The following is a 12586-nucleotide window of genomic DNA, read 5'->3' as shown; positions in this document are numbered from 1 at the left end:
CGCGGGCGGGGGAGCGCCGGGGCCGGCTCGGCCCGGATCATCTGCGCGAGCAGCGAGCAGCGGGCGCGCCGCGGAGAGGTACCGCTCGAGGGCCGTGGCTGCCGGACGCCCGAAGGGCACGACGCGCTCCTTGTCGCCCTTGCCGTGCACCCGCGCGGTGCGCTCCCGCAGGTCGAGGCCGTCGAGCGGCAACGAGCTGAGCTCCGAGACCCGCAGACCGGTGGCGTAGAGGAGCTCCAGCACCGCATGGTCGCGGAGCTGCTCGGGATCCCCGCTCTCGGCGCGACGAGCGGCGCGGGCGAGGATCCTGGTCATCTGCTCGTCGGCGAGCACCCGGGGAAGCCGACGGGGCGCCTTGGGCGCCCGCAGTCGGGAGGCGGGGCTGCCCGGTACGAGCCGGCGCTGTTCGAGCCAGCCGCCGAACGACTTGAGCGTGGCGACGTTGCGGGCGATCGTGCTCGCGGCGAGTCCCGAGTTCTGCCGCTCCCACAGCCAGCCGCGCAGCAGCTCGAGGTCGAGGTCTGCGAGGCGCCGGGCCCCCTGGCTCTCGGCGTAACCCGCGAACGCCGCGAGATCCCGCCGGTAGGCCCTGATCGTGTGCTCCGAATAGCCGTACTCGAACTCGACCGCGGAGAGGAACCGCTGAATCGCCTGCTCGAGCTGCATGATCTCATTCTCGACGCACGAGGCTCCACTTCGACTCGGCGGCCCCCGGCGTTTCGCGACGCTCGACGGATCCCAGGAGCTCGAGCTCGGCCAGGGCGCCGCGCGCCTCATCCGGCGAGACCCCCGCGAGGCGGGCGACTTCGGAGCAGGACCGGGCCCCGCGAAGCGGCAGCGCATCGATGACGCGACGGTGCAGGGCGGGCTCGCGCGAGGACTCGCCGCCCCCGTCGAGCTCGCCCGGCGGGACGCCGCCGGCGCTGCGCAGGAGCTCCAGGACATCCTCCGTCCCGGTGACGAGCGCGGCTCCGTACTCGCGGATGAGCCGGTGGCACCCGCTCGAGGACGCCGAGGTGATCGGCCCGGGAATTGCACCGAGCGGGATCCCCATCTCGGCGGCGTGGCCCGCGGTGTTGAGCGAACCCGAGCGCACGCCGGCCTCCGCCACTAACGTCGTGGAGGAGAGCGCGGCGATGATCCGGTTCCGTTGCAGGAATCGCCACCGGGTGGGAGCCGAGCCCGGCACCATCTCCGAGCAGAGGAGCCCGCGGTCTGCGATCCTGCCGAGCAGCGACGTGTGCGCGACCGGGTACGGGCGGTCGAGGCCGCCCGCCAGCACGGCGATCGTCGATGCCGAGGCCGCCAGCGCCGTACGGTGGGCCACGGCGTCGATGCCGTAGGCGCCGCCCGAGACGATGGTGACCCCGGCGGCGCACACGCCGTCGGTGATCTCCGCCGTGACGTGCGCGCCGTACCCCGTCGAAGCCCGGGCTCCCACGACCGCGAGGGACGGCGCCGACAGGAGGGCGGCATCGCCGCGGAACCAGAGCAGCGTCGGGGCGTGCTCGCCCAGTCGTTCCAGGAAGGAGGGCCACCCGGGATCGCCGGGCAGCAGCACGCGCATGCCGGCGGCGACGCCGCGCTGGACATCCGAGACGCTGGCCGCACGGTCCAGCCTCGGCAGCCAGCGCTCGAGCCCCGCTCCCAGCTGCCTCGTCCCGATCTCCGACGCCCCCGCGGCCGCCGCGATCTCCCGGATGCGCTTCGCCCCCGCGCCCGAGACGAGGAGCCCCAGCATCCGGGTCGCGCCGAGCGCTCGCAGCAGTTCTCCCGCGAGTCCGTCTCCCGGCTCCGCCAGTCGCGACCACGCCACCCTGGCGAGCAGCTCGTCAGCGCGTCCCCGGTCGATCTCCGGCTCACCGGACCCTCCGGTCTCTCCGGCGCCGTCGAGGCGCGCGAGGCTGCGGCGCAGCCCGGCGTCCGCCGGCACTCGGATCTCCTCGGGGCTCACGGCATCGCTCCGCCCCTGAGCACGAGCGCCCTGGCGAGCTCCTGCCGGCCGGGGCGCTCCTTCCCCTCGAGGTCCGCGATGGTCCAGGCGACCCGCAGCGCGCGGTCGTAGCCGCGCAGGGTGAGCGCGCCTCGCGAGAGCGCCCGGTCCAGGACCGCGGTGTCGCCGCGCGGGAGGCGTGCGGCCGACCCCCTGAGCCAGGTGCCGGGAAGTTCGCCGTTCACCCTCCACGGCGTGCCGGTCAGCCGCGCCGCGGCTCGATCCCGTGCGAGGGTCACCCGCTCCCGCAGCTCCCGGCTGCCGAGCCGGCGGGGCATCGATTCACCGAGCAGCGCGGTCGAGACGCGACGAACGGTGAGCCTCAGATCGATGCGGTCGCTCAACGGGCCCGAGATGCGCTGGAGATACCGCACGCGAACGCTGGGGGAGCAGCGGCACTGCTCCGCGGTGTCGGGCGATCCGGCGTTGCCGCACGGGCAGGGGTTCGCGGCGATGACGAGCTGCACGTTCGCGGGCAGGGTGGCGCGCAGATGCGAGCGGTGGATCTCGATGACCCCGGACTCCAGCGGCTGCCTGAGCGCGTCGAGCACGCTTCTCGGCAGCTCGGGCGCCTCGTCGAGGAAGAGGACGCCGTGGCAGGCCCGCGTGATCGCCCCGGGCCTCACCCCGCTGGAGTCGCCGCCGCCGATGATCGCGACCGCCGAGGCCGTGTGATGCGGGCTCTCGAACGGCGGCCGGCTCACGAGCCTCGTCAGCGACGAGTCTCCGAGCGAGGCGATGCTGCTCGCGAGCAGGGACTCCTCCGTGGTCAGATCGGGCAGGATCGAGGGGAGCCTCGTCGCGAGGAGGGTCTTGCCGGCGCCCGGAGGGCCCAGCAGCGAGACGTGATGCCGCCCGGCCGCGGCGACGGTGAGCGCCTCGACGGCCTCGGGCTGCCCGATCACGTCGGCCATGTCCGGCGCTCCCGCCGGCTCGCGATCGGGGTCGCCTCGAGGCTCGCTTCCCTCGGCGCGGGCGAGCGGCGCCGACCGTGCGGGGCGCGGTTCGAGCCACCAGCCGGCCCGGTCGGCGGGATCGCCCCGGTGCCAGGCCACTGCACCCGCGAGATCCCGGACCGCGACCACCTCGATGCCGGGCACCAGCGCCGCCTCCGCGCTGCAGATCGCGGGCACCATCACCCGCTCGAAGCCGAGGGACTTCGCCGCGAGCACCGCGCTCAGGAGGCCGGTCGGTCTGCGGAGTCCGCCGTCGAGGCCGAGCTCGCCGATGTGCGCGGTGCCGGGCAGGCGCCCGGGTGGCAGATGCCGTGAGGCCGAGAGAGCCGCGAGAGCGATCGCGAGGTCGAAGCCGGAGCCCTGCTTGGGGAGGGCGGCCGGGGAGAGGTTGATGAGCACGAACCTGTCGGCCAGAGGGAGCGAGGCCTGCGCGGTCGCCGTCCTCACCCGGAGCTTGGCCTCGGCCAGCGCCGCGTCGGGCAGGCCGATGATGGCCATGCCGGGGAGCTGCTGAGAGAGGGCGGCCTCGACCATGACGGTCGTGCCCTCGATGCCCGTGAGCGCGATCGCGGCCGCGCGGCAGACCGGGGAGCTCATGAGATGCCCCTGAGGTGGTCGATGCGGGGCCGATCGCCCGGGCGCAGGGTGATGCCGACCGCGTCGACGCGCAGCCGCGGGATCCCGGGCCGCTCCGCGCGGACCCACGCGAGGAGCAGCCGGCGGAGCCGACGCGCCTTGCGCATGGTGATCGCCTCCAGCGGGCTGCCGTATCCGCTGCCGCGGCGGGTCTTCACCTCGACGGCGACGAGGGTGTCGCCGTCGAGCGCGATGATATCGAGCTCGCCGTCGCGGGTGCGCCAGTTCCGCGCGAGCAGCCGGTACCCGTGCTGCTCGAGGTGCTCCGCCGCCATGGCCTCGCCCTGAGCGCCGAGCCTCCGGTTGTGCGCGGTGTCGCGGGAGGCCGCCCCGCCGGCCTCGCTCCGTGTCGTGTGTGTCATCTCGTACCTCCTGGCACCAGCCTGGGAGGGATGCGGCGGGCGGGGAACCGCTCGGCCCGATTGTGGATGGGAAAGGGCATCGACGCGGGTTGTGGACGAGTGCGGAGGACGCGCAGCGTTCGGAGCCTCGGCCACCGCGGCCACCGCCGCGGCCCACGGAGCGGAGCGCGGCTCCCAGCGGAAGATCTGACGTCAGCGGACGTGGGATCAGGGATCTCGCACCGCTGGGGGCAGATCTCCCGCTGAAGGGCTGCTCGCGGAGCAGCGCCCGCGGGGCCGGCTCGGGCGGGCTCAGCCCCGCTCGTCGGCGCGTTCGAACTCGCGCTCGAAACCCGAGATGAACACCCGTAGCCCGCGCTCGAAGACCTCGAGTGTGCGCTGGCTCCGCAGGTTCTGCGACGCGTGATCGTCGGGCCCCTCGCTGCTCACCTGGGTGCGCGCCCACACCGTGAGGAAACCTGTGGAGTAGGCGTCCACCGCTCCGAGCACTTCGTACGCCCGGTCCTTCGGGAGCCCGCCACGATGCAGCGCCTCCACGAGTTCCTCGAGGTAGCTCGCCACCGGCGCAGCATCGTAGGGGGCGAGCGCCAGCAATTCGAACGAGGCGGGGTAGCGGCACGCGAGATCCATGTAGGCCTGCTGCAGAGCGACGACCATCTCCTGCCAGCTCCCGAACACGCGGCCGGCCGTCTCGGGTATCCGGCTCCGGCTCACGAGCGTGCTGACGATCGAGGCGGTCAGGTCGTCGCGGTTGCGGATGTGCGAGTAGAGGCTCATCGTGCCGCAGCCGATCTCGGCGGCGAGCGCGCGCATCGACAACCGGTCGAGTCCTCGCCGCTCGATGAAGTCGATTGCGGCATCGGTGATGGAGGCGTGGCTCAGCGGCACCGCGCCCGCGCTGCGTGGAGGCGTTCCCGACGGATCTTGACACTCGGCCATTTCTCCACTTTACTGACCGTACACGGTGAGCCGTACGCTGTACGGCGATGCATCGCCGAGTCGCAGCAGAGGCTCAGTCGAACGGTGCCGAACTCAGGGAGAACGATGACGATCTCGCACCTCACCGCCACCGAGGCGACCATGCGCTTCGCAAGCGGCGAGCTCTCGCCGGTCGAGCTCCTGACCGAGACGCTGAAGCGCGTGGAACGCACCGAACCCGTGATCAACGCGGTGACCGAGGAGCTGCGAGAGTCGGCCTTCGCCGCCGCACGCGAGTCCGAGCGGCGCTTCGCCGAGGGCACGGCCAGGCCGCTCGAGGGGATCCCCCTCATGCTCAAGGACGAGCAGCCGATTCAGGGGCGCCTGCACCAGGACGGCTCGCTGCTGCTCGAGGGCGAGATCGCCGAGGTCACCCACCCGATCGTCGACCGGATCCTGGCCGCTGGTGCGGTCGTGCACGCCCGCACCACCACCCCCGAGTTCTGCTGCGCCCCCGTGACGCACACCCAGCTCTGGGGCGTCACCCGCAACCCCTTCAACACCGACTTCACGCCCGGCGGCTCCTCCGGCGGCTCCGGTGCGGCGCTCGCAGCGGGGTCGACCATGCTGGCCACCGGCTCCGACATCGGTGGCTCGATCCGCATCCCCGCCTCCTTCTGCGGTGTGATCGGCTTCAAGCCCCCGTTCGGGCGGGTGCCGGGCCTCGCCCCCTACAACAGCGACACGTACTGCGCAGACGGGCCGATGGGCCGTTCCGTGGCCGATGTCGCGCGGCTGCAGAACGTGATCTCCGGCCCCTGGGCGCAGGATCAGGCCTCGCTCCGCGAGACGATCACGCTCTCAGGTGCGCCGACGCCTCTCGCCGGGGTGCGCATCGCGCTGAGTCCGACCCTGGGCGCATACTCTCCCGATCCTGCGGTGGTCGCGAACACGCTCGCGATGGGCGATGCCCTGCGCGCCGCGGGCGCGACGGTCGACGAGGTCGAACTGCCCTGGAGCCTGGACGAGCTGCTCGAACTGGCCTGGGCGCACTTCGGCGCGATCATGGGCTCGTCGATCGAGGACCACGTGCGAGGCGACCCGGCCCGCGAGGCGCTCCTGATGCCCTACACCCGCGGGTTCATCGGGCGCTCTGCCAGCTCGATCGACTACGCCGAGGGGCTCGAGGGGGAGGCTCGCTTCTACCGCCCGCTGGGTGATCTGCTCGAGCGCTACGACGCGCTGATCTGCCCCAGCGTGGCGAACACCGGTTTCGCCGCCGACGACGCGTGCGCGGATCCCGACGCCGCCTTCACGAATCTCATGACGCTGCCCTTCAACGTCGTCGGCCGGGTGCCGGTGCTCTCCGTGCCGTCGGGGCGCGCGCCGAACGGCGTACCCACGGGGGTGCAGATCGTCGGCAAGACCTACGACGACCGGTCGGTGTTCAGCATCGGTGCGGCGATCGAGGCCGAGCTGGAACTCTGGACCGGGGCCGACTGGTGGCCGGCTCTCTGAGTCATCCCCATCCGATGAAGAGACAAGAACGGACGGACAGAGGAGGCTCCGTGTCCAGATCATTGCCCATCGCACTGATGCAACTGCCCTCGAACCCATCGCTCGACGAGTTCGCGATCCGCGTGAAAGAGGTCGTCGAGCAGTTCCCGGCGACCGAGCTCCTGGTGTTCCCCGAGCTCCATCTCACGAACGCCGCAGACGGCTTCACCGAGAGCGGCCCGCGGGCCGTTGAGAACGAGCCGCTCGACGGGCCGCGGTCGCGGCGGATCGGCGAGATCGCCAAGAAGCACGGCGTCTGGCTGATCCCCGGCAGTGTGCTCGAGAACGACGGCGGCACGATCTTCAACACGCTGCCCGTGTATTCTCCCGAGGGCGAGCTCGTCACCTCCTATCGCAAGATATTCCCGTGGCGCCCCTACGAGAAGGTGCGGCCGGGCAACCGCATCGTCTACTTCGACATCCCCGGTCGCGGCAGGATCGGGCTCACCATCTGCTACGACGCCTGGTTCCCCGAGATCCACCGGCAGCTCGCCTGGTTCGGCTGCGAGGCAATCATCAACGTGGTGCTCACCCCGACCATCGACCGCGAGCAGGAGCTCGTGCTGGCCAGAGCGAACGCGATCGTCAACCAGGTGTTCGTCGCGAGCGTCAACGCCGCGACGCCGAGTGCCGTCGGCCAGAGCCTCGTCGTCGATCCCGAGGGTCGCGTGCGGAGCCGTGCCGCAGCGGCCGAATCATGCGTCATCACCGACGTGCTCCACCTCGGCCTGGTCGAAGAGATCCGCGAGCGCGGCACGGCAGGCCTCAACTGCCTCTGGAAGCAGTTCGAAGCGGGCGACGAACCGCTGGAGCTCCCCGTGTACGAGGGCCGGATCTCGCCCGACACCTGGACACCGCGCACCTCCTGACCCCTGTCACCCATACACGCACTGATCCCGAAGGAGTGATCGACGCATGTCGACGAACATCCACGTCAAGAAACTCATCCCCCAACTGGGTCTCATCGGGCTCGTCGTCTTCGGGGTCTCGTACATGGCTCCCGGCGTCGTGGTCGCCACCTTCGGCGTCATCTCGAACCTGTCGAACGGCGCGGCGGCCATGGCCTACGTCTTCGCGACGGGCGCCATGATCCTGACCGCGATCAGCTACGGCAAGCTCGCCCGGCAGTACCCGGCCTCGGGATCGATCTACACCTACGCCCGGCGCACGCTCGGCAGTCAGCTCGGGTTCCTCTCGGGCTGGATCATCCTGCTCGACTACCTCTTCCTGCCGATGGTGGCGTGGCTGATCACCGGCCTCTACTTCGGCGCGCAGTTCACCTTCCTGCCCTCGTGGGCCTGGGGCATCATCATCATCGCTTTCTGCACGCTGGTGAACATCGTCGGCCTCAAGCTCGCCGATCGCTTCAACCGCGTGCTGCTGCTCATCGTGCTCCTCGGCGTGGCCGTGCTGATCGGCTTCGGCGTCGCCTTCGCCTCGGGCACCGACAATCCGGTGAGCGTCGCCATCTGGCCCGAGGCCGCCACGATCTCGACCATCGCGGCGGGCGCCGCGGTCGCCGCCTACTCCTTCCTGGGCTTCGACGCGGTGAGCACGCTCAGCGAGGAGGTCAAGGATCCGAAACGCAACGTGCCCCGCGGCATCGTCTACGTCGTGCTCTCCGGCGGCATCGTCTTCGTCCTCACCTCCTTCGTCATGCAGTGGGCGCACCCCAGCCTCGACTTCGACAACGTCGACACCGCGGGGTACGAGGTGCTGACGCTCGTCGGCGGGCCCGTGTTCGCCGGCGTCGTGAACACCACGATCCTCATCGGCGGCCTCGCCTCGTGCGTGGCCGTGCAGGCCAGCGGCAGCCGCCTGCTCTTCGTGATGGGCCGTGACGGCGTGTTCCCGCGAAAGCTCTTCGGATTCCTCCACGACAAGTTCCGCACGCCGGTCTTCAACCTGCTGCTGATCGCGGCCATCGGCTTCGCCGGCCTGTTCCTGACCATCGGCGACGCGACCTCGCTCATCAACTTCGGCGCGTTCCTCGCGTTCGCGATCGCGAACGTCTGCGTGATCGCCCTGTGGTGGAAGAGCCGCGCCTCGATGCCGCTGGGCAGGAACCTGCTCGGGTTCATCATCATCCCCGTGCTCGGCTTCGCGGTCGACATCTACCTGCTGTTCCAGCTGGGCGGGCTCGCCCTCACCATCGGCAGCATCTGGCTCGCCGTCGGCGTCGTCTACCTGCTCTTCCTGACGAAGGGCTTCCGCCGCCCGGCTCCGGGCCTCGATGTCGAGGGCGCCGAGCGGAGCACTGAGAGCGCTCAGATCGGCACCGACACCGCTGTGGGCCCGGTCCCCGAGCGGGACTGACCGGCCGGGCATCATCCCGGCCAGGACCGATCCGGCCGGGACCGGCCCGGCCGGGACCACCGAACGAGACCGACCCGAACAGAACTGAAGGAGAGCACGGCCATGAGCACGGAGCACATCGGCGGATCGGGCGGATCCGTCGCCATCATCGGAGCGCGCCTGCGCACGAACGCCGAGGAGGATGGGACCGCGAGCGCCCTGCTGATCCGCGACGGCGTCATCGCGGCGATCGGATCCGACGATGAGATACGGGCCGCCGCCCCCGACGGGACGCCGATCGTCGACGCGCGCGGGGGTACGGTGACGCCCGGGCTGTGGGATTCGCACGCGCACCCCGATTCGGGCGCGGTCTCCACCCGCGGTATCGATCTCGGCGGAGTCGGCACCGCCGAGGAACTCCGGGCGCGTCTCGCCGCCGAGCACCATCGCCTCGGCCCCGACGAGTGGTTGGAGGGGTGGAACCTCGAGTATGAGATGTTCGAGGAGACCGGCATCGACCGCAGCGTCTTCGAGGACATCGTCGAGGGCCGCCCCGTCTTCCTCCGCTTCTACGACGGGCACACCGGCCTCGCCTCGCTGTCGGCGCTCGTCGCCGCCGGGGTCGACGAGCCGATCCGCTACCCCGATGGCAGTGAGACGGTGGTCGACGAGACCGGGCGCTTCACCGGCGAGCTCTGCGAGATGTCGATCCTCAGCTTCATGACCGAGGCGGTTCCCGTCTCGGATATCGAGGCCGAGCTCGATCGACTGGAGGCCGTGCTGCGGGGCTTCGCCGCCGTCGGGCTCACCGGTTGCGCCATCATGGACGGCACGGCTCGCACCCGGGAGCTGCTGCGGGAGCTCGAGAGCCGCGGGCGCCTGCCCCAGCGCATCGTCGTGCACGAGTGGCACAAGGTGCATTTCACCGACGAAGATCAGGATCGCATCATCCGGACGAAGGACGAGCGCGGTCGCCTCTGGGAGGGCGGCGCGGTCAAGCTCTTCTCGGACGGGGTGATCGATACCGGCACCGCGCTGCTGCACGAGCACGATGCCCAGGGGGAGGGCCTGCGCGCCGCCTGGCCGGAGTGGTCGGAGTACACGCGCGTGATCCGCAGGTATCACGACGCGGGGATCCTGATCGCCACGCACGCGGTGGGCGACCGCGCGGTGAGCGATGTGCTCGACGCCTACGCAGCGCTACCGACGCGGAGTCCGGGCCTTCCCGCGCATTCGATCGAGCACCTCGAAGTGATGAGCGACGCGGATGTGCGCAAGCTCGGACTCTCAGACACCACCGCCTCGATGCAGCCCCTGCACATGCAGTGGCGCAAGGCCGACTTCAGCGACAACTGGTCGCGGCGCCTCGGGCCGGAGCGCCGCTCGACCGGCTACCGCTGCCGCAGCGCGCTCGACGCGGGCGCCAGGGTGGTGCTCGGCTCGGACTGGCCGGTCGCAGACTACGATCCGCGCATCGGCATGGCCTGGGCTCGCGGGCGGCACGTACCCGGAACCGATGAGACGACCGTCTTCGAGCCCGAGGAGCGGCTGAGCGGCGAAGAGGCGCTGCTGGCCTATACGCTGTGGCCGGCGCTGGCGCGCGGGTGGCGAGACCGAGGGCGCCTCGTCGTCGGTGCGGTGGGCGATGTGACCGTCTTCGGCGGCGATCCGGTGAGAACCGCGGCAGAGGCCCTGCCCGAGCTGCCGGTGCTGCTGACCGTCGTCGACGGGGTGATCGTCCACCGGGATCCGACGGTGTAGCGCCCATCGGGCTGCCCGCTCCGCCCCGCCGGCGGTGCTACACTTGACGATGCACCTCGACAGAGGTGACTTCGCGTGCCCGAACACCGGAAGCGACGCCAACGGTCTCCCTCACGGAGCGGCGGCGCCCGCGGGCACCAGGATCTGGCCGCATCCGCGGCCGATGAACAACCGCAATCGCGCGCCCGAGGGGCGCGCAGAACAGGAGAACGGCCGTGGCCGTCGTCACCATCCGCCAGCTGCTCGACAGCGGCGTGCACTTTGGACACCAGACCCGCCGCTGGAACCCGAAGATGAAGCGCTTCATCTTCACCGAGCGCTCGGGCATCTACATCATCGACCTGCAGCAGTCGCTCGGCTACATCGACGAGGCGTACGAGTTCGTGAAGAACACCGTCGCCCGCGGCGGCAACATCCTCTTCGTCGGCACGAAGAAGCAGGCCCAGGAGTCGATCGCCGAGCAGGCGACCCGCGTGAACCAGCCCTACGTGAACCAGCGCTGGCTCGGCGGCCTGCTGACCAACTTCCAGACGGTCACCAAGCGCCTCGAGCGCATGAAGGAGCTCGAGCAGCTCGACTTCGAGGGCACCACGAGCGGCTTCACCAAGAAGGAGCTGCTGCTCAAGAAGCGCGAGCTCGAGAAGCTGCAGAAGTCGCTCGGCGGCATCCGTCACATGACGAAGACCCCCTCGGCCCTGTGGGTGGTGGACACCAAGAAGGAGCACCTCGCGATCGACGAGGCGAAGAAGCTCGGCATCCCCGTGATCGCCATCCTCGACACCAACTGCGACCCCGACGAGGTCACCTACCCGATTCCGGGCAACGACGACGCGATCCGCTCGGTGTCGCTGCTCACCCGCGTGATCGCCGACGCCGCGGCCGAGGGCCTGATGGAGCGCCACCAGAAGCCCGAGGCCGGCGAAGCGTCCGCCGAGCCGCTCGCCGAGTGGGAGGTCGAGCTGCTGAACGCCGAGCAGAAGACCGAGGCCGCCGAGGCTCCCGCAGCCGAGGCGACCGGTGCCGAGGCTCCGGCGGAAGCCGCCGAGGCTTCGACCGAGGCCGCCGAGGCTCCCGCCGCGGAGTAAGCTCCACCCCCACATCCAACGACTTACCTGTAAGGAGTCACACATGGCTGCAGTGAGCATGGCCGCTGTGAAGGAACTGCGCGAGCGCCTCGGCGCCGGCATGGTCGATTGCAAGAACGCCCTGACCGAGGCCGAGGGCGACATCGAGAAGGCCATCGAGATCCTGCGTCTCAAGGGTCTGAAGGGCGTCGCGAAGCGCGAGGGCCGCGAGGCCAGCGAGGGGCTCGTCGCCGTGAAGCAGGGCGAGAGCCAGGCCACGATGATCGAGCTCGTCTGCGAGACCGACTTCGTCGCGAAGAACGAGAAGTTCATCGCGCTGTCCGACCGCGTGCTCGACGCGATCGTCGCCGCGAAGGCGAAGAACCTCGAGGAGGCGCTCGCCGCCCCCGTCGAGGGCAAGACCGTCGGCGAGCTCGTCACCGACGAGGCGGCCGTCATCGGCGAGCGCCTCGAACTGCGCCGCGTCGTCGTCATCGAGGGCAACACCGCGGTGTACCTGCACCGCACCTCCAAGGACCTGCCCCCGCAGATCGGCGTGGTCGTCGGCTACACCGGCGACGACGCGAAGGCCGCGCTGAGCATCGCCCAGCACATCTCCTTCGCCGAGCCCCTCTACGTGAACCGCGACGAGGTTCCCGAGGCGGACGTCGAGAAGGAGCGCGAGCTCGTCACCGAGATCTCGAAGAACGAGGGCAAGCCCGAGGCCGCCCTCCCGAAGATCGTCGAGGGTCGCCTCGGCGCGTTCTTCAAGCAGATCGTGCTGAACGAGCAGGTGCACGCCCTCGACGAGGAGAAGCGCACCGTCGAGAAGGTCGCCCAGGCGGCCGGTATCACGGTGACCGGCTTCGCCCGCTGCAAGGTCGGCGCCTAACACCACCACGAAGCCCGGGCGTTCTCGCCCGGGCTTCGTGCTGCGCCCACCGCGCGACCCGGGATCCCGCCCCGCGCCGACCGCTGCGCGATCCCGGCCCCTCGTCCGCCCGCCCTCCGCCGCCCCGCGTCGGCGGTACGCTGTATCTGGCC

General features: G+C 70.8%; 11 protein-coding genes. 6 read left to right on the top strand and 5 right to left on the bottom strand.

Features of this window, described 5'->3' with window-relative positions:
• From JD276_RS13630 to JD276_RS13610, 5 genes are all read right to left on the bottom strand, one after another.
• Positions 1 to 666: site-specific integrase (locus JD276_RS13630; protein WP_200116210.1), on the bottom strand; the 666-nt coding region annotated here is incomplete at its 3' end.
• A gap of 4 nt (positions 667 to 670) precedes the next feature.
• The gene (gene dprA, locus JD276_RS13625) at positions 671 to 1954 is read right to left on the bottom strand and encodes a DNA-processing protein DprA (RefSeq protein WP_307866579.1); all 1284 of its coding nucleotides are present in this window, start codon (positions 1952 to 1954) and stop codon (positions 671 to 673) included.
• Positions 1951 to 3546 (bottom strand): YifB family Mg chelatase-like AAA ATPase, encoded by a 1596-nt coding sequence (locus JD276_RS13620; RefSeq protein ID WP_200116209.1) that lies wholly within the window; start codon positions 3544 to 3546, stop codon positions 1951 to 1953. The genes dprA and JD276_RS13620 overlap by 4 nt, the downstream gene beginning before the upstream one ends.
• On the bottom strand, positions 3543 to 3947 hold the full coding sequence (locus JD276_RS13615; protein WP_200116208.1) for a YraN family protein: 405 nt from the start codon (positions 3945 to 3947) through the stop codon (positions 3543 to 3545). Before JD276_RS13615 ends, JD276_RS13620 begins: the two co-directional genes overlap by 4 nt.
• Positions 3948 to 4238: 291 nt before the next feature.
• A complete protein-coding gene (locus JD276_RS13610; RefSeq protein WP_200116207.1) occupies positions 4239 to 4886 on the bottom strand; it encodes a TetR/AcrR family transcriptional regulator in 648 nt (215 codons plus the stop codon).
• A 105-nt stretch (positions 4887 to 4991) separates the two neighbouring features.
• On the opposite strand from JD276_RS13610, the gene JD276_RS13605 reads away from it, so the two are divergent.
• The 6 genes from JD276_RS13605 (at position 4992) to tsf (ending at position 12434) form a co-directional block, all read left to right on the top strand.
• The gene (locus JD276_RS13605; RefSeq protein ID WP_200116206.1) at positions 4992 to 6383 is read left to right on the top strand and encodes an amidase; all 1392 of its coding nucleotides are present in this window, start codon (positions 4992 to 4994) and stop codon (positions 6381 to 6383) included.
• A gap of 50 nt (positions 6384 to 6433) precedes the next feature.
• Entirely contained in the window at positions 6434 to 7291 is an 858-nt protein-coding gene (locus tag JD276_RS13600; protein ID WP_200116205.1) for a carbon-nitrogen hydrolase family protein, read from the top strand.
• Between the two features lie 46 nt (positions 7292 to 7337).
• A complete protein-coding gene (locus tag JD276_RS13595; protein WP_200116204.1) occupies positions 7338 to 8738 on the top strand; it encodes an APC family permease in 1401 nt (466 codons plus the stop codon).
• Between the two features lie 102 nt (positions 8739 to 8840).
• Complete coding sequence (locus JD276_RS13590; protein ID WP_200116203.1) at positions 8841 to 10478, top strand: amidohydrolase; 1638 nt, start codon at positions 8841 to 8843, stop codon at positions 10476 to 10478.
• A gap of 215 nt (positions 10479 to 10693) precedes the next feature.
• On the top strand, positions 10694 to 11563 hold the full coding sequence (gene rpsB / locus JD276_RS13585) for a 30S ribosomal protein S2 (protein WP_200116202.1): 870 nt from the start codon (positions 10694 to 10696) through the stop codon (positions 11561 to 11563).
• A 43-nt stretch (positions 11564 to 11606) separates the two neighbouring features.
• The gene (gene tsf, locus JD276_RS13580) at positions 11607 to 12434 is read left to right on the top strand and encodes a translation elongation factor Ts (protein ID WP_200116201.1); all 828 of its coding nucleotides are present in this window, start codon (positions 11607 to 11609) and stop codon (positions 12432 to 12434) included.
• Positions 12435 to 12586: the final 152 nt, after the last annotated feature.

It is taken from the genome of Leucobacter chromiisoli (assembly GCF_016522505.1).
Lineage (GTDB): Bacteria > Actinomycetota > Actinomycetes > Actinomycetales > Microbacteriaceae > Leucobacter > Leucobacter chromiisoli.
The sequence above is the reverse complement of the archived record's forward strand: the minus strand, read 5'-3'. Positions and strand labels throughout refer to the sequence as shown.

Excerpts from the sequence above, each read along its gene's own strand:
- JD276_RS13620 (WP_200116209.1), bottom strand. The coding sequence starts at position 3,546 with ATGAGCTCCCCGGTCTGCCGCGCGGCCGCGATCGCGCTCACGGGCATC.
- JD276_RS13615 (WP_200116208.1), bottom strand. The coding sequence starts at position 3,947 with ATGACACACACGACACGGAGCGAGGCCGGCGGGGCGGCCTCCCGCGAC.
- JD276_RS13610 (WP_200116207.1), bottom strand. The coding sequence starts at position 4,886 with ATGGCCGAGTGTCAAGATCCGTCGGGAACGCCTCCACGCAGCGCGGGC.
- JD276_RS13605 (WP_200116206.1), top strand. The coding sequence starts at position 4,992 with ATGACGATCTCGCACCTCACCGCCACCGAGGCGACCATGCGCTTCGCA.
- JD276_RS13595 (WP_200116204.1), top strand. The coding sequence starts at position 7,338 with ATGTCGACGAACATCCACGTCAAGAAACTCATCCCCCAACTGGGTCTC.
- JD276_RS13590 (WP_200116203.1), top strand. The coding sequence starts at position 8,841 with ATGAGCACGGAGCACATCGGCGGATCGGGCGGATCCGTCGCCATCATC.
- tsf (WP_200116201.1), top strand. The coding sequence starts at position 11,607 with ATGGCTGCAGTGAGCATGGCCGCTGTGAAGGAACTGCGCGAGCGCCTC.